The following is a 22643-nucleotide window of genomic DNA, read 5'->3' as shown; positions in this document are numbered from 1 at the left end:
ACTTCGCCCTTATATATTTTTATTGGCTTTGTTGTTCGGATTGATACCAGTTGACATGACGGGTGATGAACATGACACAGGCAATCAGGATGAAGGACAGGATGGAGCCAAATAAGAAGGTCTTGCCACTGGATTGGAGTAATAGATACATCATGCCGTAGAGCACACCCAATAAAATCCCAAATAACAGCGCAGGCTTAATCCCTTTGACCACAAAATATAAATACCATGTGATGAGACCGACACAAGCGATTGCTGCCGTTAGATAGGCGAGTGCAAAGGCATAATATTCACTGATCGAAAGTAACAACACGAAGAACACACCTTGTGCCATCGCAACCAGTGCATATTGCACAGGATGGATTTTGAGTTGTTTTAAGACTTCAAACAGGAAGAAGCAACCAAAGGTAATGATGATCACCATCACACCGTATTTAATGGCACGATCGGTTTGGGTATAGATATTGACAGGTTCTAGGAATTGAGTGGAAATACCAGAGATATTTGCTGGGGTGCCTGTATCGTATGTTTCTACCGCTGCTGTTGGTACAGGATCTTGAGCATTTAAAATTTTATAAAAGCATTGGCTATTTTCACACAGCGACACATTTTCTAAATTACGTTTACCCAGTGCGATATTTTTCCAGTCTGCTTGAAATTGGCGTTTTTCACTGGATTTTTTAAAGGGTAGGCTTTGTCCATCGTATTTGACGTCACCCCAGTTACCTGTGGCTTGATAGGTCATTTCATAACTGGTTGGAATGAAGCTGAATTCACTCAGTCCTTCAAGCTCGAACTGCAGGCCAAACTTAAAACCCTGTTGGAACTTTTGCACCAGTTCAGGGTATTGCTTAGCCGTCAGATGCATTAAGTCAAAACCGCGTTGTCCTTGGCTTTGCTCAGAAAAGTCGAACTTATAGACCTTGCCATCAATATTGAATACAGGTTTGGCATTCAGCCCACGCGCATCTTGGATTGGGAAAATAATTTCCGCCTGTTCCCATAGATAATCAAGTTTTACTTCGTTATCGATGGCCTTGAATGTACCTTTGCCTGACATCGAATTTTGATAACTGATTGCTTTGTAAATATTGCGTCTATAGGTACTGTCCGAAACTTTAAATTGAGCATTCCAGTCGGTCGTTTCAGCACCTACAGCAACAAATAGGGTTTGCGTACAGGTATAGCTTTTCTTTTGTTCATCGGTACAGGTGGTTTGCACTTGATAAGGCAGTTTTAAATAAGGGGCAACGATTTGTTGTGGACGAATTTGTTCATTGGCAATGTCGCGAATGACTTGTTGTTGATAGCTTTGACGTTCAGAGACTAAGCCCGAAATAAAAAATAAACCGATATAAAAAATTAAAATCAGGAACAAAATGGCTCCGATTTTAAGGTTGATAAAATTGCGACGCATATGAAATTCCATGGTCATTAGGATATGACCAGTATCTACATGCGATATGCGCTTCGGATGAGTTCGGTTTGAAGCTTAGATGAAGTTTGTGTGAAGTGTGAGGGTCAAGAGCACACCAGATCGATGAGTTTGTAAGACGTCGAGGCTATTTGCCTGAATATTCTGGATGCTAATCTGACCTTGATGCTGCTGAATAATCTGTTTGACGATACTGAGCCCAATGCCAGTACTGCGTTGCTGATTATGCGGACGCGGTAGAGAAAAATAGGTTTCAAATACGCGGTTTAAGGCGTACTCAGGAATCGCATCGCCCTCATTAAAAAACAGTAGGGTGATGTTGTGATGGCTTGGGTCTTGCTGAAGTTGAACTGCGATTTTACCTTGTGGTGGGCAGAAGTCTCTGGCGTTATCTAAGAGATTATTCAGCGCTTGTTTCAGCCAAAATGGATCGGCGTGGATTGCACAGTGTTGGGGGAGATCAAGCTGTGTTTGGATCTGTTTCAGTTGCAAAGCACTATGTTGTTGCTGAAAGCATTGTTGAATGAGCTCGTTCAGGTCTAAGTTTTGAAACTCTAAAACATGCTGATTTTTTTCGAGTCGGGTTAATAACAACATCCGTTCAATCAAGGATTGCAAACGCTGGCTTTGCTGGACGATATGATGGGCAAACTGTTGCTGATCAGCTAGAGGGATATCATCCTGTAGTAATTCAGCGCTGGCTTGAATCGCGGTGAGCGGGCTTTTGAGTTCATGGGTGAGAGTATTGACATAGTTCTCCACATAGCCACGATCTTCCAGTTTTTCCCGCATTTCACTCAGTGCCTGAGTCACTTGATTGAGTTCTTTAGCGGAATAAAAGAAAGGTGCCTGATTCACCGGTGCCAACGCCTGTGCATAGCGTCGAACCCGATCAATACTATGTCTTAGCCAATAGGCCACCATACTAGCCAAGAGCAGGCTGAGTGCTGCAATCCAGAGGGCTTGATAAATCAGTTGTTGCTCAGCACGTTCGATATAGGGTTGTACCGACTGATTTGGTTTGCCAATACTGACTACACCGAGCAATTGTTGCTGGTAAATAATTGGTGCTGCAATATGCATGACACTACTGTTGCGATCATAAGGATTGGTAGCAGTTGAGCGTGCACCGTATTTACCGCGCAGTGTTAAGTAGACATCATTCCATTTGGAATAGTCTTGCCCCACAGCTTGTCCTTCGGAGTCGTAGATCACGATGCCTTGGGGATCAGTAATGTACAGTTGCTGGTTAATCTGTTCTTTGCGATGCTGCCAAATGGTGGCATTCAGTTGACGGGATAACGCTGCCTGAATTTTTTGATCAAATTCTGGCGTATCCACCTGATGTTGATAGACATCTTCCGCAATCAGTTGGGCAATGATATTGGCGTTTTCAGCGAGGGTGTCTTCAACCACTTGTCGTACATTGGGTTTCACTTGTTGAGTTAGGGTATAGGCGATAAAGCCTAGACTGAGTACCACCACCAAGCTAAAGAAAAACCAGATACGGACAAAGATAGACATGCTTTAGCTCAACTTTATCAAACTATAGCCAAAGCCACGATGGGTGCGAATTGGGTCATCATGTGGGGTAATCTGTTTGAGCTTCTGCCTTAAACTCTTGATATGCGTGTCGACAGTACGTTCCAAACTATGTTCTGGATGTTCCCAAATATGATCCATCAATTGTTGGCGGCTAAACACCTGTTCTGGATGCTGAATCAGTAAAAATAACAAGCGGTATTCATAGCGAGTCAGTTGTAGCATTTGTTGATGATAATGAATCTGCAAGGACTGCGGGTTACATGACCAAATTGCCGATTGCACAATAACTTCAGTTTTCGTCGCTGCTACAGAGGCTGTAACAGGCTGAGCTTGCGCTTCCATTCTGCGCCAAATCGCTTTGATTCTTGCCACAATTTCTCGTGCGCTAAAGGGCTTGCTGCAATAATCATCTGCCCCAATTTCGAGACCAACTACTCGGTCAATTTCATCATCACGGGCTGTTAAAAACAGTAAAGGGGTTTGATCTTTTTGACGTAATTGTTTGCAGACTTCGAAACCATTCAGATCAGGGAGTCCGACATCTAAAATAATAAAATCAAAGGATTGTTGCGTCAGTAATTGCAGTGCCTGTGTTCCTGTATTGGCCCAACTGACTTGCCAACCTTCACGCTCAAGCGCATAACGTAGCGGCAGGACAATGGCGGCTTCATCTTCGACACAGAGAATTTGTTTTTGCTTCATAAGGCATGTACATACAGAATTTTCTAGTTTTATCTGCTGAGTTTAACTGAAGTTATGAGTGTAGTGGGAATATAGAATTTTTATAGGAACAAGAGGATAGCGAAAGAAGACCTGAAGTGCCCTGTAATCTTCGGATTTGATCGTCACGCCAACCACAGGAGCAGATGCTAAAAGTGAGGTTTTCTTTAGCAAAGCAAATAACAAGGATAATGTTACTGCGTTGCTTAGAGTACTGAAAACTGGATAAAAAGCAAACATAATTTTCAGCATGGATTGTACTTTTGTGTAAAAAATCAGCACTACCACAAAGAAAGTTGTGATTCTTCTTCTAGCGCCTGTAATTGATATACCCCGACGCCGACCAGACGGAATTGGAATTCTGGGACAATATGCATTTCATCCAGCAGTTGTAGTACCACTTGCCCCAAGTCTTGTTGTGATTGTAGTGCCTGCTTAAAGCTTTTACTGTGCTGTAAGACTTGGAAATTTTTAAGCTTGAGTTTGACGGTCACACCGCGAGCCGTTAGCTGTTTTTTATTTAAACTGCGCCAGACTTGCTCGGTCAAGGGCTGCCACGCATGGCTGCATTGAGCAAGGGTGTAATCATCGTCAAAAGTAATTTCCTTGGAAATCTGCTGACGTTCTCGTTCTGCTTTGACTGGTCGATGATCAATGCCTTGCGCATATAAATACAGCTGTTTGCCGTATTTGCCAAAATGATGGATCAGCACATTTTCGTCGATTTTTTGCAGATCGCCCAAGGTATGTAAATTCAGTTGCTGTAATCGTTCTTGGGTGACTTTGCCCACCCCAGGAATTTTATTCAAGGCTAAATCTTGAATAAAACGTAGCACCTGATTCGGTTTAATCACAAATAAACCATTGGGTTTGTTCCAATCCGAGGCAATTTTTGCCAAGAACTTATTCGGTGCCACGCCTGCAGAGGCGGTTAGTCCTGTGACCGCCAAAATATCAGCACGGATTTGCGCAGCGACTTCGGTGGCACTGGCAATATTCTTTAAGTTTTCAGTCACGTCCAGATAGGCTTCATCTAAAGACAGCGGCTCAATCAAAGGGGTGTATTGCTGAAAAATCTGATGAATTTGCGCTGAAACTTCGCGGTATTTTTCAAAATTGGGTTCAATCACGATGACCTGTGGACAGAGTTTTTTGGCTTGTCCCATCGACATGGCAGAACGGAGTCCAAAGACACGGGCAGGATAAGACGCTGCGGCAATCACTGCACGAGGATGATGTGAGGAAATCACCACAGGCAAATCTTTTAGCTCTGGGCGGTCTTTGAGCTCGACTGAGGCATAAAAGGCATCCATGTCGATATGGATGATTTTGCGTAACTCATTTGGCATCTTCAATGCCTTGTGCTTTCAGAAAAATCCGCCATTGCTTTGGGGATTCAGCATAAACATTTAAATCGACGGCTTTGGGAACGCCGTCGATTTTACCTTGACTGCTATGCTGCCAAAACAGCCATTGTCGACCATCTTTGAGCTCAGGTTTACCTTCATAGTCTCTGACCCATAACGGAGTGTTGTTAAAGTTCCCCATTAGGACAATATGGTAAAAGCTCTTTGAAATATAAAAAATCGGTTGTTTGCCATAATGCTGTTGCAACTGGTCATGCATGACCTGAATTTCTTTGATGAGCTGCTCTTTGGTATAGGTGTTGATGCAGTTACTGTCATATTCCAAATCAATCACAGGTGGCAGGGCATCGGCTTTTTTCGGAACGGTCGCAATAAAATTTTCGGCTTGTATAGCCCCATCACGACACAGCCGATAAAAATGATAAGCACCGACATGCAGGCCACGTTCACGTGCTTTGAGCCAGTTTTCCTGAAAGTTACGATCTTTAAAATCACCGCCTTCGGTTGCTTTGAGATAGACGAATTGATATTGCATCGGCGAGATTTTTTTCCAGTTAATCTCGCCTTGATGATGGGATACATCAAAGCCGCGAATGGAATAATCCTGTGCTGATGCTTTCTGCTGATAGAACAAACCAAAGTAACTGACCACACCCAGCATGACCGCTAAACCGATACTGGCATAAGTCGGATAATGTGGTGTCGATGGAAATTTCGCAGATTTTTTTGCCATATCGTTTGTGTTATGCGGTGCCTAAGTAATAACGCGCTTGTTTATGAGTGAATTGTACAGGTTTTGCCTTGTGAAACCTGATCTGTGTCTACAATTGTGCCACACATTTGGATGCTGCATGGTGTCCCATTTGAGCAATTTTCTGGGCATCTTTTAATCTGTGGTTTCTTTGGGAATTTGCCAGAACACCAAGGCGGTAATGATATTAATACAGCCGAGAGTGATCAAAGTGGCGTGAAAGGCGGTGCTAATCGAGGCACTGGAAAACTGTTGCCCAAACAGATTAATTAAGGTTCCTGCCAAGGCCACCCCGATACTCATGGAAAGCATCATAATCATCGACAAGAAGCTATTGCCGCTACTGGCATCCTGTTGTGCTAAGTCTTTCAAAGTTAGCGTATTCATGCCCACGAATTGCAATGAATTGAGCGTACCAAAGATAAACAGGTGCAGGACTTTTAACCACAATGGCGTTGTTGCGGTCATCAGAGAAAAACTGGCGATACATAAACCGACTAAAACGGTATTGGTGAGTAAGAAACGACGATAACCAACCCGTTGAATCAAGGGACGAATAATCGGTTTGGAAAATAAGGAGCCGAGCACCAGTGGAATCATCATTAAACCGGTATAGAAAGGTTCAAAACCAAAGGCGACTTGCAGCATCAGCGGTAAAATGAAGGGAATCGCATTACTACCGAGGCGGGCAAAGAAATTGCCCAATACGCCGATTGAAAAGATTTTGTAGCGAAATAGGCGACCATGAAACAGGGCATTTTGATGCGTATGCGCATGGTAGGCATAAGCGGTGGCTGCCAGCAGTCCGGAAATCAATAAAGCCACGCTGATCCAGCGGGAATATTGCGATGCTGCAATATTCTCAATGCCTAAAGACAAGCCTACCATTGCGACCATTAACAGGATAAAGCCACTTAAATCGAAGGATTTAACGCTTGGTTCTTTCTGGTTTGGCATGACTTTGAAGGTCATAATCATTCCCAAAATTCCCATCGGAATATTAATTAAAAAGATCCAGTGCCAAGTTGTTACTTCGACGAGCCAACCCCCTAAAGTTGGTCCCATCAATGGCCCAATCAGACCTGCAAGGCTCATCAGGCTCATGGCAGACAGAAATTGGGAGCGTGGGATCAGTTTTAACAGTGCCAAGCGCCCCACGGGCATCAGTAAGGCACCACCAACACCTTGAATGACGCGGAAAAATAATAATTGTTCTAGGTTTTGTGACAAGCCACAGCCTAGCGAGGCCAAGCTGAAAATCACCATGGAACTCAGATAAATATTGCGGATGCCAAAACGATCGGCTAACCAGCCACTGAGCGGAATACAGGCCGCAACCGACAGCACATAGGCCACAATGACGCTATGCATTTGCAGGGGATTTTCATTGAGTTGTACTGCCATGGCAGGAATTGCCGTGTTGACGATGGTGGTGTCTAAGGCTTGCATAAAAAAGCCAATCGAGACCAAGAGCACCAACATTCGGAATTCAGGCTGTACCGCTTGATGTGTTGTCGTTGTCATGAGCCATGATGGATAAAAAGGCAGTTTTAGTTTAATGCAACTGTGCGTGAAATAAAGCCTAAAATTGTCAAAGAGTGGTCATGAAACTGACATTAAAGTGTCATCGAATTTGCATCACCAACGACTAGATTAGCCATACAGAATAAATTGTATGGAATTTGATCATGAAATTTAGGATTTCAGTATTATTGACAGCGTTACTGTCGGTGGGGTTAGTGGCGTGTAATGATGACAACGACAATAGTAAAACAAACACGCCAGCAGAAGTAGTTGAAACAACCCCTGAAACGATTAAGCTAAGTTTATTAGGGCGCTATGAAACCAATGTCTTTGCCAAAAGTGCTGCTGAAATTCCCGCTTATGATGCTGTAAGCAAACGTCTCTTTGTGGTCAATGCCCAGAAGGGTTTAGTCGATGTTTTAGATGCATCTAAACCTGAAAAGCCCGTCCATATTGCAGAACTGTCTGCCCGTACCTATTTAGCCAACTCGGAAGTCAACAGCGTTGCGGTTAAAAATGGCATTGTTGCAATTGCAGTCCAAGCCGAGAAGAAAACCGATACAGGGATCGTGGTATTTTTTAATGCCAAGGACTTAAGTTTTATCAGCAAAGTTGCTGTGGGTTCATTGCCCGATATGTTGACTTTTAGCCCCGATGGCAAAACTGTTTTAGTGGCCAATGAAGGCGAGCCAAACGATGACTACTCGGTTGATCCTGAAGGTTCAGTCAGCATTATCGATATCAGCAATATTCAACAACCTAAAGCCAGCGTAGCGGACTTTAAGGCGTGGAATTCACAAAAGGCGGATTTAATCGGCAAAGGGGTACGTATTTTTGGACCAAATGCGAGTGTGGCTCAGGATTTAGAACCTGAATATATAACCATTTCTGCAGACAGCAAAACTGCTTGGGTGACATTGCAGGAAAATAATGCGATTGCTCGGATCGATATTACACAGCAGAAAGTGACGGATATTTATCCATTGGGCTATAAAGATCATGGGCAAATTGGCAATGAACTAGATGTCAGTGATAAAGACAAAAAGATTGATATCAAGACTTGGGCTGGCTTGGTCGGGATGTATCAACCTGACTCGATTGCCAATTATCAAGCCAATGGTCAAACCTATCTGGTCACTGCGAATGAAGGCGATAGCCGTGAATGGTTGAAGGATTCCAAAGCCTATTATGCGGGCGATGCCAGTAAAGGTTTTGTTGAAAATATCCGAATGAAGCATCTGTTTAACAGCAAAGGCTTTAATAAGGATGGCGATTATCCAGCACATTTACAGCAACTGGCTGCAGGGGTGAAAGGGGCAAAACTCAATCCAGTGACCTTTGCATATTGTGGCGCCACTGCGACAACTGCGGGTGCATGCCGTGATGATGCTGCATTGGGGCGTCTCAATATTGCATGGAACATGGGTTATCAAACCAATGCAGATGGTTCAGCCAAACTAGATGCCAATGGCTTGCTCACTTATGACAAGCTCTACGCTTATGGCGCGCGTTCATTCAGTATCTGGAATACTCAAGGTCAGTTGGTTTGGGACTCAGGCAGCGAGTTTGAAAAGAAAACCGCTGAATTGTTCCCGAACTATTTTAATAGTGACCACGAAGCGGTAGCTTTTGATGATCGTAGTGATAATAAAGGTCCAGAGTCTGAGGGTATTGCTGTTGGTACGATCGGTAAGAAAACCTTTGCTTTTATTGGCTTAGAGCGGATGAGTGGAGTGATGGTGTATGACATCACTACACCGAATAAACCGAAATTTATTGAATATTTTACGACACGTAATTTTGTCGAAACCGATGCGGCCAAGCAGGGAGATTTAGGACCTGAAGGTTTGATTTTCATTACGGCAAAAGATTCACCAAATGGCAAGCCTTTACTGGTGGTGGGAAATGAAGTCAGTGGCTCAACTGCTGTCTATCAAGTGAATGTGCAATAAGTTCTCAATATAAAAAAAGCGGATCGATGTGATCCGCTTTTTTTATATTGGGCGGTTTTAGACTTCGATATGGCTAGGTGTATTTAAGTTTTTAATCACACTTGAAATCTGTTCCAGTGTGTCGCAAATAATCACTTTGGCACGATGTTGCGGTGGTAAGAAGCCTTCTTCAACAGCATGATCAAGCTGTGCAATCAAGGCATCATAAAAACGATTGACGTTATAAATAATCATGGGTTTCTGATGTTGATTGAGTTGTCCCCAGGTGGCAATTTCCAGAATTTCTTCAAAAGTACCCAAACCACCTGGTAAGGCAATAAAGGCACTGGCGCGCTCTGCCATCAGGGCTTTACGTTCATGCATGCTGTTGACGATATGGAGTTCGGTCAGTTTATGGTGGGCAATTTCATAATCCAGCATAAATTCTGGAATCACACCGACTACTTCGCCACTATGTTCTAGTACAGTATCCGCAACTTGCCCCATCAGACCAATACTGGCGCCGCCGTAGACAATACCAAAGCCTTGATTGGCAATATGCTGGGCAAGCTCAATGGCTTTGTCTCGGTAAATTGGCTTGTTGCCAGTACGCGAACCGCAATATAACGCAATAAGAGATTGAGTGGTTTTTATAGGGGGAGAGCTTGTGGTTTTCTTTTCAGTCATTATCAGAACACTATTCATTCGTTTATTTTCACCTTATCATTTTCGCTGTGCTTGTCTAGGCTAAATCAGGTTTGTGACAGTTTTATGCACATTTTACATACAATGTACTTTTGTCGCGTCTCGAAAGAATTTGAAAACATCCTCAACACAAAAAAAGATGAATTTCACTGAAATCTTGCCTATACTAAAAATCCTTTTATTAATTTATGTACCTCTATGAGTAGTGGTTGTTGTCGCTCCGCATTGTTCTTATTTCCTAAAAAAAATGTTTTGGCTGTTTGTGCCGACCTTTTAAAATCTCAACTTCATAACAATATTGCTGATTTTGCAGAGGAGTCACCTCAATGATTCTGGAATGGATGTCAGATCCTGCTGCTTGGGTTGGCTTAGCCACATTGGTGGTGCTTGAAATTGTATTAGGTATTGATAACCTTGTTTTTATTGCAATTTTGGCAGAGAAATTACCACCAGAACAACGTAATGCTGCGCGTAAAATTGGTTTGATTCTCGCCCTGTTAATGCGTTTGATCTTGCTTGCTTCGATCGCATGGGTGGTGACATTAACTACACCGCTGTTCCATATTTTTGATCATCCGTTCTCTGGACGTGATTTGATTCTGCTGTTTGGTGGTGTGTTCTTATTGTTTAAGGGCACCATGGAACTGCATGAGCGGATTGAAGGTACACAAGCACATAAAGAAGAAAATCCAGTGCATGCCGTGTTCTGGATGGTTGTGGTGCAGATCGTGGTCCTTGATGCTGTCTTCTCGCTTGACAGTGTGATCACTGCAGTGGGGATGGTGAAAGAGCTTTCGGTGATGATGATCGCGGTAACGATTGCGATTGGTATCATGTTGCTGGCTTCACGCCCATTGATGGATTTCGTCAATAAGCATCCAACCGTGGTGATCCTGTGTCTTGGCTTCCTGATGATGATTGGTTTCTCATTGGTGGTCGAAGGTTTCGGTTTCCATATTCCAAAAGGTTATTTATACGCTGCGATTGGTTTCTCGGTATTGGTGGAAATGGTCAACCAAACCATGCGCCGTAACCAAGAGAAATTGGTCACCACCACTGATTTACGTTATCGCACTGCCTCTGCCGTACTGCGTATGTTGGGTAGTAAAGGCAATGGTAATGAAAGTCAGAACAAAGAAGCGGAAGATGTGTTAGCGACACAGGCCTATGCCAAAGAAGTCTTTGATGAAGACAATGGGGTATATCATAGTGTCTTGGTTCAAGGGGTCTTGGGTTTATCTGAGCGTCCAGTTAAGTCGGTGATGACACCACGTCCAGAGTTGGAATGGTTAGACTTGGATGACGATCCTGCTGAGTTAAAAGAACGTTTAATGGCAATGACCCATTCGCGTTTGATCATTGCGCGTGGCGAGTTAGACAATATCGAAGGGATTGTTCTCACCCATAAAGTATTGAATGAATACATCGAAACAGGTGCGATTGATTTCAGTAAACACTTACGCGAACCTGTGATTGTGCATGAAAATGCACAAGTCCTGATGGTGATGGAGCAATTACGTCAAGCACCGTTGCAAATGGCGATTGTCCTGAATGAATATGGTTCGATTGAAGGGATTGCAACACCGATTGATATGCTAGAAGCAATTGCAGGTGAATTCCCTGATGAAGATGAATTGGAAGCAACTGCCGAAAGTCTAGATGATGGTTCGATGTTGTTAGAAGGTTCAACCGATATTCGTCATGTTTCTTTGTTATTGGGCAAAGATTTGGTCGATGAAAGCGAAGAATACTCTACTTTGTCGGGCTATATCTTATTCCATCTGGGTCGTTTACCTGAAAATGGTGACATGATTGAAGTGGATGGTTATCGTTTTGAGGTGGTGACAATGGATGGGCACAAGATTGAAAAAGTGCGCATTATCGCGAAAGAGAAGACGACCGAGAAATAATTAAGTTTTAGCAAATAGCCTTTGAGTTTGACCTTGTGGTACAAGGTTTGTCTCAGGGCTATTTTTATTTGAGAATCGGAAATGACATCATCACAAGATTGTCCATGTGGGCAGGGGCAATATGCTGCGTGCTGTCAGCCTTTGCACTTAAAACAGCAAGTTGCTCAAACTGCAGAACAATTGATGCGTTCACGTTATAGTGCTTTTGCCTTGCAGCAGATTGACTATATTTTGCAAACGACAGCCTTGGGGCAGCAAAGCGCTTTAGATCGGGCTGCGATTGCTGACTGGAGTCAATCGAACCAATGGCTCAAACTGGACGTGGTGCAGCATCAACCCAAGCTAGATAAAACTCATGCGTTGGTTGAGTTCAAGGCACATTATCATGATGGTACACAAGCCCATGTTCATCATGAAATTTCACATTTTGTATTGCACCAACAGCAGTGGTATTTCCTTGACCCGACGCTGGACATGCAAATCACCATGAAACAACCCTGCATTTGTGGCTCGGGGAAAAAATTTAAGCAATGTTGTGCGCAATTCATCTAAGTTTGTCTTAGAATAGCGCACACTTTTACGCCTGATTTAGGGATGTAGGCAGATGTTACTCACCGTAATTTATATTATTGCCATTACTGCGGAAGCGATGACAGGCGCATTGTCCGCAGGTCGACGCAGTATGGACTGGTTTGGTGTGGTGCTGATTGCCTGTGTCACGGCATTAGGTGGTGGCTCAGTACGTGATGTGCTGCTCGGGCATTATCCTTTGACCTGGGTCAAACATCCTGAATATTTGGTGCTGACCTGTATTGCGGCCTTTGTCACCATTATTATTGCCAAGTGGATGCGCCATTTGCGTAATATCTTCTTGGTACTGGATGCCTTGGGTTTAATTGGCTTTACCATCATTGGTTGCCAGATTGCGTTATCGATGGGGCATGGCTTTGTGGTGTCTGCGGTCGCTGGGGTATTAACTGGAGTATCAGGTGGTATTCTGCGTGATATTTTGTGTAATGACGTACCGTTGGTGTTCCGTCGTGAGCTCTATGCCAGTATTTCCTTTGTTGCGGTAATTTGTTATTGGGTGTGTTTGGAAGTTGGTTTGCCACACGATCTTACCGTGATTTTTACTTTGGTTTTTGGCTTTACCTTACGTTTGATTGCGATCTATTTTGGTTTGGAAATGCCAAAATTTATTTATAAAGAAGATGATGCCGAGTCCGCGTCTTCAACCGATGAGCATTGATTGGAAAGCATGCCTGCAATTTAGTTTATTGCAGGTTTAATGCCTACTTAGAATTATTGATCTTAAATATGATCACTTTTATACGATTATTAAATTAAAAATGAATCTTTTATCTGTGCAAGAAATGGCTCCCGAAGTGATGGAGTTAGATGTAAGTGAGCAAATAAAAACAGGACTTAATTATTGTCTAGGACGCAATGGAGTCGTTCAAAATCTCTTGTTGGGTAGAAATTGGTTATGGATTGCTGCTACCTATAATCAATCACTTGTTGCTGAATATAATTGGGCTTCAACTTGGATGGCGCAACCCATCTATAATGAAAATGACATGATTTATACTGAAGAGCTTGAGGCACTTGCTGAACAAGGTAATGCTGCGGCGTTATATCTGTTAGGTGTTTACTATTCAGGTTCGAATGAAGATGAACATTTGGATATTGAGCTTGCATTAAAATATTATGAGAAAGCCGTACAGCAGCAGTTTCCGCCTGCGATTAATAATCTTGCAGATAAATATGAAAATGGCACTGGCGTTGCAAAAAATTTAAAAATAGCCTTTGAGTTTTATTCTGCCGCAGTCAATCACGCAATTGCAGCATCTCAGTTTAGCTTGGGTCTTTTTTATTTAAAGGGGCTTTATGTTGAGAAAGATGACGAAGTTGCTAGAGAGTGGTTAAAAAAGGCGGAGAAAAATGGCTGGTTTCCAGCATCAGAAATTCTATTGAATATGCTGCATTAAGCTTAACAAGACACCATTTGACGTTTAAACAACAACAAGGGCTTGTCACAACGCCTTCATCCACATAGCATACAAAACATTGACGATAATAAATGATTTTGGATGACTCGCTGAAATGACCAGCCTTGCACATCATGCAACAGAAAACCGTTCCGTAGCCGAATTCACTGAGCAGGCTTACTTGAACTATGCCATGTACGTGATTATGGATCGTGCATTGCCCCATATCAGTGATGGTTTAAAGCCTGTACAGCGCCGTATTGTCTATGCGATGAGCGAGCTCGGCTTAAAGTCGACAGGCAAACCGAAAAAATCGGCACGTACTGTCGGTGACGTACTCGGTAAATACCATCCGCATGGTGACTCCGCCTGTTATGAAGCGATGGTATTGATGGCACAGCCATTTAGCTATCGTTATCCACTGGTTGAAGGTCAGGGCAACTGGGGTTCGCCTGATGATCCAAAATCATTTGCGGCCATGCGTTATACCGAAGCCAAACTTTCGGCTTATAGTGAGTTATTGCTGAGTGAACTCGGGCAAGGCACTAGTGAATGGCAGGATAACTTTGATGGTTCGATGAAAGAACCAATCACCTTACCTGCACGTATTCCCAATATTTTATTGAATGGTACCACGGGGATTGCGGTCGGGATGGCAACCGATATCCCGCCACATAACTTGCGTGAAGTGGTGAAAGGTACCATTGCGCTGATTCGTAATCCTGAAACCACCGATGAAAAATTAGCAGAATATATTCCTGCCCCCGATTTACCGACCAAAGCTGAAATTATTACTCCGCCTGAAGAATTACTGAAAATTCAAACCACAGGTCGTGGTAGTTATCGTGTTCGGGCGGTGTATACAGTCGAAAAAAATGAAATCGTGATTAGCGAATTGCCATATCAGGTTTCTGGTTCAAAAGTTGTGACTCAAATTGCCGATCAAATGATTGCCAAGAAGTTGCCACTAGTTGCCGATATTCGAGATGAGTCTGATCATCGCAATCCAACCCGTTTGGTAATTGTGCTGCGTTCCAATCGTGTCGATGCCGAAACGGTGATGAGTCACTTATTTGCAACAACTGATTTAGAATCAAGCTATCGTGTCAACTTGAATATGATTGGGGCGGATGGTCGCCCACAGGTGAAATCGATTCGCCGCATCTTGCTCGAATGGATTGAGATTCGTAAGCAAACGGTAACGCGTCGTTTGCAATATCATTTAACCAAAATTGAAAAGCGTTTACATATCTTGGCAGGTCTTTTAATTGCCTACTTAGATATTGATACAGTGATTCGGATTATTCGTGAAGAAGACCAGCCAAAACCTGTATTAATGCAGCATTTTGGTATTGATGAGATTCAAGCTGAAGCAATTTTGGAACTCAAGCTCCGCCATTTAGCCAAGCTTGAAGAAATGGAAATTCGCCGTGAGCAAGAAGAGCTAGAAGCCAAAGCTGCTATTATTCGTGAGCAATTGGCAAATCCAGAATCATTGAAAAATCTTATTATCGGTGAGCTAAAAGAAGACGCGAAAAAATTTGGTGATGATCGCCGTTCACCAATCGTTGCCCGTGCAGACGCGGTTCAGATTAAAGAACAAGATTTAATGCCAGCTGAAGCAGTGACCGTGGTCTTGTCAGAAGCTGGATGGGTGCGTGCTGCCAAAGGTGCGGAAGTCGATGCTGCTAATCTTAACTTCCGAGCGGGGGATCAGTATTTAAGTCATGCTGTGGGTAAAACCAATCAGCGGGTGTACTTCTTGGATGAAACAGGGCGTAGTTATGCCTTGCCAATTAGCAGCTTACCGTCGGCGCGTGGCTTAGGAGAACCGCTCAGTTCAAAACTATCTCCAGCCAGTGGTGTTTCATTTATTCAAGTGTTTATTGATGACGATAATAGTGAATTACTTGCGGTCAGTTCGAAAGGTTATGGTTTTAAAACCCAAGCTGCGCAACTGGATACCAATGCCAAAGCCGGTAAGGCGTTTTTGACGGTTGCAGATAAGGCAACGGCTTTACCATTGCTGCCAATTCAGCAAGCAAGCCATGTTGCAATTCTCAGTTCATCAGGGCGCCTACTGATTATTGATTTAGCTGAACTTCCAGTTCTGAATAAAGGTAAAGGTAACAAGTTGATACAACTTGATGAAAAAGAGCAAATTTTATCCATGACAACCCTGAGTTTAGATGAAATAATCCAAGTCGCTGCAGGACAACAGCATCTCAAACTGAAAGGGGATGATCTCCAAAAATATCTAGGAAAAAGAGCAACAAAGGGGCAACTTTTACCACGCGGATATCAAAAAGCAAATAGACTCTTCATTCAGAGATAAGGCTAGTATTCTGTGATACAAATACGTTATATATGACAATGTATTCATATTGTTTGGATAGATTGACAGGGCAATTCAAAAAGTTAAAAAAAATGTTTTGTCATGGACGTAACGTTGTTACATTTTTAAGGATTACCACTCGGAGATAATGGCATTATGGAAAAGATTTGGTTTGCTGAATACCAAAAGACAGGAATTCCAGAAACAGTTGAACTGCCTGCTGAAAACACCTCACTTGTTGATATTTTTGAACGCAATTTCCAAAAATTTGGTTCACGTGATGCCTTTATCTTCATGGATAAAGTTTTAACGTTTAATGAATTAGAAGTCGCTAGCCGTAAATTCGCTGCTTATTTACAAAGCTTAGGTTTAGCAAAAGGAACACGTGTTGCGGTCATGATGCCGAACGTTTTCCAATATCCAGTGGTGGCTTTAGGGGTATTCCGTGCAGGTTTAGTGCTTGTAAACGTGAACCCACTGTATACAGCGCGTGAGCTTGAGCATCAATTGAATGACTCGGGTGCTGAAGCGTTGGTAATCATTGAAAACTTTGCCAGCGTTTATCAAAGCATTATTGGTAAAACACCTGTGAAGCATGTTGTGGTGGCTTCTGTAGGTGATATGTTGGGTACGCTAAAAGGTACATTGGTCAACTTCGTGCTACGTAAAGTGCGTAAGCAAATCCCAGCGTGGAATATTCCGGGCCATACCAAATTTAATGTTGCATTAAACAAAGCCAATCCAAGCAATTATAAACGTCCAAGCTTAACCTTAAGCGATACTGCGGTCCTGCAATATACGGGTGGTACTACAGGTGTTTCTAAAGGTGCTGAATTAACGCATCGTAACCTTGTGGCGAACTTACTTCAGTGTGAAGCCATTTTCTCAAGTAAGTTTGGTACTTCTGACAGTGCGAAAGGTGATCGCATTGTTTGTGCATTGCCGCTGTATCACATCTTTGCATTCATGGTGTGCGCGCTTTACGGTATGTACAAAGGCCAAGCGAATATCTTGATCCCGAATCCACGCGATTTACCTGCCGTTGTTGGTGAATTACGTAAATACCAACCTTCATTCTTCCCAGCGGTAAACACTTTGTTTAATGCTTTGGTGAACAATGAAGAATTTAAACAGCTTGACCATAGCAATCTGAAGATGGCGATGGGTGGTGGTATGGCAGTATTGCCATCGACTGCAGCAGCATGGAAAAAGATCACAGGTACAACCATTATCGAAGGTTATGGTTTATCTGAGACTTCGCCAGTTGCAACAGCAAATCCACCTGCGACAACTGAATTCAGTGGCACCATTGGTATTCCATTGCCATTAACTGAAGTTGCAATCTTGGATGACGACGGTAATGAAGTTGCACTAGGTGAACAAGGCGAAATCTCGATCCGTGGCCCACAAGTGATGAAGGGTTATTGGAACCGTCCAGACGAAACTGCCAAAGTGATGACTGCTGACAATTACTTCCGTACCGGTGATATCGGTGTGATGGATTCACGTGGTTATGTGAAGATTGTTGACCGTAAGAAAGACATGATCTTGGTATCTGGCTTCAACGTTTATCCAAGTGAAATTGAAGAAGTGATTGCGAAACATCCTAAAGTATTGGAAGTGGCTGCAATTGGCGTTCCAGATGAAAAATCAGGTGAAGTGCCAAAATTATTCATCGTGAAGAAAGATCCGTCTTTAACCACTGAAGAAATTATTGCTTATGCAAAACAAAACCTAACAGGTTATAAGTGCCCACGTTATGTTGAGTTTATGGAAGAATTACCGAAGTCAAACGTAGGTAAAATCTTACGTAAAGACTTACGTAAACCAGCTTAAGCATAAAGCTAAAAAAAGCGCCGCAATTGCGGCGTTTTTTATTTGGATTTATTTAGTACGATTTGATTTCATTAACCAGCGATCGATATACGGTCGTCCGATACCGACAATGCCGACAAAAACCACCATGGTTGCCAGTTGGAAACGTAAACGGGTTGGATCAATACCATTAAAGCTAAAATAATTATCAGCAACAGCATAGAGCACAATCACTGCTAGCCAGTGCCATAGGGTCAAACGGTAAATACCGACCGCATAGAAGGCAATGCTGAGGATCACAAAAGTACCCAAGGTCGACTGCCAATTCAGATTTGCACAAATGACGCTGAGTAAAAACGCCATGATTGGGAGCACGACTTTCAATACACGATCAACCAAAAGCTGATGTTGTCGTTGCTGTGCCAGAACATCAAACATTTCTTTTTGATCTTGCTGCTGCATAGGTTGACCTTAAAACTGTATGAAAAAACACAACTTTTACACAAACATGCTGTGTAAAAGAAACGCTTGTTGAACAAGCACAAATGAAAGTTCAATAAATTATAGATTATGATAGCATGATCAGAAGAACTTCAAATGATGGATATCAGCATGCAAGGTATTAGCGGCATTATATTGATGATTATAGTCGCATGTTTGTTGCCGTATGTGTTTACCTTGATTGCGAAATCAAAAGGTGGTTTTCAAGCAAAAGATAATCAAAATCCGCGTGAGTTTTTAGCCAAAACCACGGGCTTGTCTGCACGTGCCAATGCGGTGCAACAGAATAGCTTTGAAAGCTTACCTTTGTTTATCGCTGCGATTTTGATGGCTGAATATATGGTGGTACCAGAGCGATTCATTTTTAGCTTGGGCTGGGCCTATGTTGTATTTCGCGTGATTTATGGGATTTGTTATTTAGCCAATCTTGCAACTTTGCGTTCAATCATTTGGTTTTTCTCGCTACTTTGTCCAATTTTACTGTTCGTGATCACAATCAAAATGACTTAAGCATGGCTGGCTATAAAATTCACCAGCTCGGCGTATATCTAGCATCATTTTCATTGTATTCACGTTATAATCTGTCCGATTTACATCTGACTTCACAATATAAACGAGTGTTGATATGAGCTATAGCAATATTCCTGCGGGTAAAGACGCACCAAACGACATCTATGTCATCATTGAAATTCCTGCAAATGCAGCGCCAATCAAATATGAAATCGATAAAGATTCAGATGCGTTATTTGTAGACCGTTTCATGGGTACAGCAATGTTCTATCCAGCAAACTACGGTTATGTACCAAATACATTGTCTGAAGATGGTGACCCATTAGACGTACTTGTTGTAACTCCACACCCTGTCGCTGCTGGTTCTGTGATTCGTTGCCGTCCAGTCGGTAAATTGAAAATGGAAGATGACGGTGGTATCGACGCGAAACTCATCGCTGTTCCACACGAAAAATTATCTCCACTTTATAAAGATGTTCAAGAATATACGGATCTTCCACCGTTATTGATCAGCCAAGTTGAGCACTTCTTTGCTCACTACAAAGATTTAGAGCCTGGTAAGTGGGTGAAAATCAGTGGCTGGGAAGGTGCAGATGTTGCGAAAGCAGAAGTACTTAAAGCAATCGAAGCTGCTAAAAAGTAACTTTGAAATATTAGACCAAGCTTTAGTTTTTTAAAGTTTGGTCATAAAAAAACTCCATTCATTTGAATGGAGTTTTTTTATTGCTTGATCAACTGTGAATTAGAATAATTTCACAGGGATATCAAGCCAGATACGCCATTCGTTGGTATCACCGATATAGTTACCCGCTTGATAAGCATCGCTTGCACGGTAATAAGAGTGACGTAAACGTAAGCTTGCATCTTTTGCAAAACCAGATTGAACGGTGTATTTCACTTGGTTAAAGAATTCACGTTCTTGAGCATTGTCTGTTACGTTTTTAACTTTAATGTCCCAACCGTAAACAAATGCAGTGGTCCAGCTTAAGCCAGGAACACCATAACCACCAAAGTCGACGTTATATTGTAATTGCGCAGATTTTTCGCTGTTACCAATAAAGTCAGATAGGTAAGAGTTTGGTAAATAGATACTTTGAGCGCCATCAGCGTTCTCGCCGTAGTCATAACCAGTGTTGCCATTGTTTTGTTGATAAGCCAACATCACGCTGTGCGGACCAGTGTTATAGGTCGTAGAAAGCGCCCAAATGGTATTTTTGCGATTAGACAAATCATCAGTCGTGCTTGAATACGTTGTCGCTTTTTCATCCCACTTAGTATGATAAGCACTTAAGTCATAAGTCAGTGCGCTATCTTTATCCAAGGGTTGTTTATAGTTCGCATTGACATAATGACGTTTTAGTTTGTCTTTGCTATCCATGCCAAAATAAGATGTACTTAAATTGTCATCGAATTTGTATTTTGCGCCCCAAACCACAGCACTATCAAGCTTTCGGCCATCGCGATTGATTTGATCAGAGTATTGGTCTTTGGTGAATTTACCCGCTGTTAATTCTAAGCCATCAATCTCACGGCTAGTTGCCAAAACACCTTCAAAGTATTCAGGAACCAAACGCGTGGTATTACTTGCCAAGACAGGTAGGTCTAGAATTTGAGTACCATAAGTCACAGTTGTATTCGAGATACGGGCTTTAACAAAACCGCCACCACGTGCCCAGTGATCATAAGCCGAACCATCTGGACGTTTCGGAATCATACCGTTGCCAGAATTGTTGTTTGAGCCTAATTTGAAAGAACCGTCACCGATCACACCAACACCAAAACCGATTAAACCTTGAGTAAAACCAGTTTCCAGTTTTACCATTGCAGTTTGGGCATATGAGCTAGTATCTTTAACTCGTATTTCTTCACCTTTTTGATCAATGTAGTTTTTCTTGTCACGATTTAAATAACCAGTACGGAATAAAATATCCCCTTTGGCATCTTCAACAAGTCCTTTTGCTTCGCTTTGTTCGCTTGCATATGTTGAGGTAATTAACGCGGCATTAATCAAAACCGCTAAAGTAAGTTTATTTGCCTTTGGCATAGCTCGCCTCATTAAAAAAAATAAATTTGGGATAAGACCGAAATTTTGACCAATTGTATAAGTTATGCATAAAAAAGATAGATTTTTATTAAAATAATTTAATTATTATTAAATAAAATACTTATATAATTTTATGATTTGTTTCTCGTTTAAAAAGTCATCAAATTAAATTTAAGATAATGATTTTTATATATTAATTAATTTAATTTGGTTGTAAAATGAGCTGTATATTTTTTGATTTATTTTTATAAAAATATGTGATTTATTGCTGTATTTTTTCTTTTTATTGAAAGAGTTATTTTTTCTTTGTTTAAAAAACAAGCGAATCGATTTGCAAAAAATGACATCCCGACGAATGACAGTGACTGATCAATCCAATAGTTACAGCGCTTCAGGCTGATTTAAGTTTTTTGTTCATGCACTTTTATAGAACATTATTGATTTTTACGGCATAACGCCGATCTTTTAAGCATTTCGAATGATTTTGTTTTTATGGATATGCCTCTTTTTTGTGCAAAAAAAATGCTTAAAATCTCTGCTGCCTTGAAATCGCTCAAAAAATAAAAAGATTTCCTGACAAAGCGCAATTCGGAGGCATTGATATTCTTGTATCGGCACTTTTATGGAACGGAATCGAGATTTGACGCAGCTTTTATAGAGTTGGCACAGCAATTGCTAATTACTTTGCGATGCAATTTAAAACATAAATCAGTCGAATATCCATCATGGGGGAGATCAATATGATGAAATTTGCATGTAAAGCGATCGCGTTGAGTATTTGTGCAGTGACTTCGACTTTTGCTATGGCGGAAGATAAGCCTTCACTTTATGGTGTAACGGCATCAGGTAATGTCTCTGCAACAACAGACTACCGTTTCCGTGGTGTAACACAATCCTCAAATAATCCTGCGATTCAAGGCGGTTTTACATTCTCACATACTTCAGGTGCTTATCTAGCTCTTTGGGGATCGAGTGTTGATTTTGGTATATCAGGTGTATCAACTGAAACTGACGCTACATTAGGTTTTACCAATAGTTTTGCTTTGACCGATAAAATTAAGCCAGTATATGACGTTGGTGTTATCCATTATGGTTATATTGGCTCTAAGTCAAATTATACAAATAGCTATAATGGTAAAAAAGGTCTGGCATTTACTGAAGTATTCGGAAAGTTAACATTCCCTGAAACCATTTTTGCTGGTGATGCTCTAAGTGTTGGTGTGAATTATTCGCCAGATTACTGGGGTAGAAGTGATGATTTTTGGTATTTTAACCTTGGCTATTCTGCACCAATTGCGGATACAGGCTTAACAGGTCTTGCATCTGTCGGTTACAACAAACTCAAAAATGCAGACTCATTAAGTGTTGTTGCTGGCGGGCCCGGCAAGGACGATAACTATGTTGATTATAAACTGGGTGTAAATTATAACTTTCTTGGTATCTTAGCTGAGGTTGATGTGGTTGGTACAAATATCAGTAAATCTGGTATGACTAATGCGCAGAAGAAACCATATGACACTGGTGTGTTATTTAGTTTGACCAAAACCTTCTAATATTCTTCG

19 protein-coding genes are annotated in these 22643 nt (G+C 41.9%); 10 read left to right on the top strand and 9 right to left on the bottom strand.

Annotated elements, in window-relative coordinates:
- Positions 1-19: 19 nt before the first annotated feature.
- The 6 genes from creD to mdtD all read right to left on the bottom strand — a co-directional run bounded on the left by creD (position 20) and on the right by mdtD (position 7342).
- Positions 20-1417, bottom strand: a complete 1398-nt coding sequence (gene creD / locus WA352_RS20540) for a cell envelope integrity protein CreD (protein WP_005314690.1) — start codon at positions 1415-1417, stop codon at positions 20-22.
- A 75-nt stretch (positions 1418-1492) separates the two neighbouring features.
- Positions 1493-2959 (bottom strand): two-component system sensor histidine kinase CreC, encoded by a 1467-nt coding sequence (gene creC / locus WA352_RS20535; protein ID WP_005314691.1) that lies wholly within the window; start codon positions 2957-2959, stop codon positions 1493-1495.
- A 3-nt stretch (positions 2960-2962) separates the two neighbouring features.
- A complete protein-coding gene (creB, locus tag WA352_RS20530; RefSeq protein ID WP_005314692.1) occupies positions 2963-3682 on the bottom strand; it encodes a two-component system response regulator CreB in 720 nt (239 codons plus the stop codon).
- A gap of 299 nt (positions 3683-3981) precedes the next feature.
- The gene (dinB, locus tag WA352_RS20525) at positions 3982-5049 is read right to left on the bottom strand and encodes a DNA polymerase IV (protein WP_005314693.1); all 1068 of its coding nucleotides are present in this window, start codon (positions 5047-5049) and stop codon (positions 3982-3984) included.
- Positions 5039-5800 (bottom strand): glycoside hydrolase family 25 protein, encoded by a 762-nt coding sequence (locus WA352_RS20520; protein ID WP_005314694.1) that lies wholly within the window; start codon positions 5798-5800, stop codon positions 5039-5041. Before WA352_RS20520 ends, dinB begins: the two co-directional genes overlap by 11 nt.
- Before the next feature lie 153 nt (positions 5801-5953).
- Entirely contained in the window at positions 5954-7342 is a 1389-nt protein-coding gene (mdtD, locus tag WA352_RS20515) for a multidrug transporter subunit MdtD (protein WP_005314695.1), read from the bottom strand.
- Between the two features lie 164 nt (positions 7343-7506).
- Here mdtD and WA352_RS20510 point away from each other — a divergent pair, with 164 nt between their 5' ends.
- Positions 7507-9294, top strand: coding sequence for a choice-of-anchor I family protein (locus WA352_RS20510; RefSeq protein WP_005314696.1), 1788 nt, complete (start codon positions 7507-7509; stop codon positions 9292-9294).
- Positions 9295-9351: 57 nt separating this feature from the next.
- On the opposite strand, the gene WA352_RS20505 is transcribed toward WA352_RS20510, so the two are convergent.
- Positions 9352-9978: a TIGR00730 family Rossman fold protein gene (locus WA352_RS20505; protein WP_032859160.1), complete on the bottom strand. Its 627-nt coding sequence runs from the start codon at positions 9976-9978 to the stop codon at positions 9352-9354.
- Positions 9979-10304: 326 nt separating this feature from the next.
- Here WA352_RS20505 and WA352_RS20500 point away from each other — a divergent pair, with 326 nt between their 5' ends.
- The 6 genes from WA352_RS20500 to WA352_RS20475 all read left to right on the top strand — a co-directional run bounded on the left by WA352_RS20500 (position 10305) and on the right by WA352_RS20475 (position 18047).
- Positions 10305-11888, top strand: a complete 1584-nt coding sequence (locus tag WA352_RS20500; protein ID WP_004802070.1) for a TerC family protein — start codon at positions 10305-10307, stop codon at positions 11886-11888.
- Between the two features lie 81 nt (positions 11889-11969).
- Positions 11970-12440, top strand: a complete 471-nt coding sequence (locus tag WA352_RS20495; protein ID WP_005314698.1) for a YchJ family protein — start codon at positions 11970-11972, stop codon at positions 12438-12440.
- Positions 12441-12492: 52 nt separating this feature from the next.
- A complete protein-coding gene (locus WA352_RS20490) occupies positions 12493-13137 on the top strand; it encodes a trimeric intracellular cation channel family protein (protein WP_004802075.1) in 645 nt (214 codons plus the stop codon).
- Positions 13138-13237: 100 nt separating this feature from the next.
- The gene (locus tag WA352_RS20485) at positions 13238-13876 is read left to right on the top strand and encodes a tetratricopeptide repeat protein (protein ID WP_005314699.1); all 639 of its coding nucleotides are present in this window, start codon (positions 13238-13240) and stop codon (positions 13874-13876) included.
- Positions 13877-13991: 115 nt separating this feature from the next.
- Positions 13992-16211 (top strand): DNA topoisomerase IV subunit A, encoded by a 2220-nt coding sequence (gene parC / locus WA352_RS20480; protein ID WP_005314701.1) that lies wholly within the window; start codon positions 13992-13994, stop codon positions 16209-16211.
- A gap of 156 nt (positions 16212-16367) precedes the next feature.
- The gene (locus tag WA352_RS20475; protein WP_005314711.1) at positions 16368-18047 is read left to right on the top strand and encodes a long-chain-fatty-acid--CoA ligase; all 1680 of its coding nucleotides are present in this window, start codon (positions 16368-16370) and stop codon (positions 18045-18047) included.
- Between the two features lie 48 nt (positions 18048-18095).
- On the opposite strand, the gene WA352_RS20470 is transcribed toward WA352_RS20475, so the two are convergent.
- Positions 18096-18488 (bottom strand): hypothetical protein, encoded by a 393-nt coding sequence (locus WA352_RS20470; RefSeq protein WP_004656392.1) that lies wholly within the window; start codon positions 18486-18488, stop codon positions 18096-18098.
- Positions 18489-18638: 150 nt separating this feature from the next.
- Between WA352_RS20470 and WA352_RS20465 the strand changes: the two genes are divergently transcribed.
- On the top strand, positions 18639-19037 hold the full coding sequence (locus WA352_RS20465) for an MAPEG family protein (protein ID WP_005314714.1): 399 nt from the start codon (positions 18639-18641) through the stop codon (positions 19035-19037).
- Positions 19038-19152: 115 nt separating this feature from the next.
- Positions 19153-19680, top strand: coding sequence for an inorganic diphosphatase (ppa, locus tag WA352_RS20460; RefSeq protein ID WP_004656389.1), 528 nt, complete (start codon positions 19153-19155; stop codon positions 19678-19680).
- 99 nt (positions 19681-19779) lie between these two features.
- Here ppa and WA352_RS20455 read toward each other — a convergent pair whose 3' ends face one another.
- Positions 19780-21081 carry an OprD family outer membrane porin gene (locus WA352_RS20455; protein WP_005314717.1) on the bottom strand — a complete coding sequence of 434 codons (1302 nt, stop codon included), beginning with the start codon at positions 21079-21081 and terminating at the stop codon, positions 19780-19782.
- Positions 21082-21821: 740 nt separating this feature from the next.
- Between WA352_RS20455 and WA352_RS20450 the strand changes: the two genes are divergently transcribed.
- Positions 21822-22634, top strand: coding sequence for a TorF family putative porin (locus WA352_RS20450; RefSeq protein WP_005314719.1), 813 nt, complete (start codon positions 21822-21824; stop codon positions 22632-22634).
- Positions 22635-22643 lie beyond the last annotated feature (9 nt).

The sequence above is a fragment of the Acinetobacter sp. 102 genome (genome assembly GCF_037028485.1).
GTDB lineage: Bacteria > Pseudomonadota > Gammaproteobacteria > Pseudomonadales > Moraxellaceae > Acinetobacter > Acinetobacter higginsii.
This window is presented reverse-complemented; position numbering and strand designations above follow the sequence as displayed.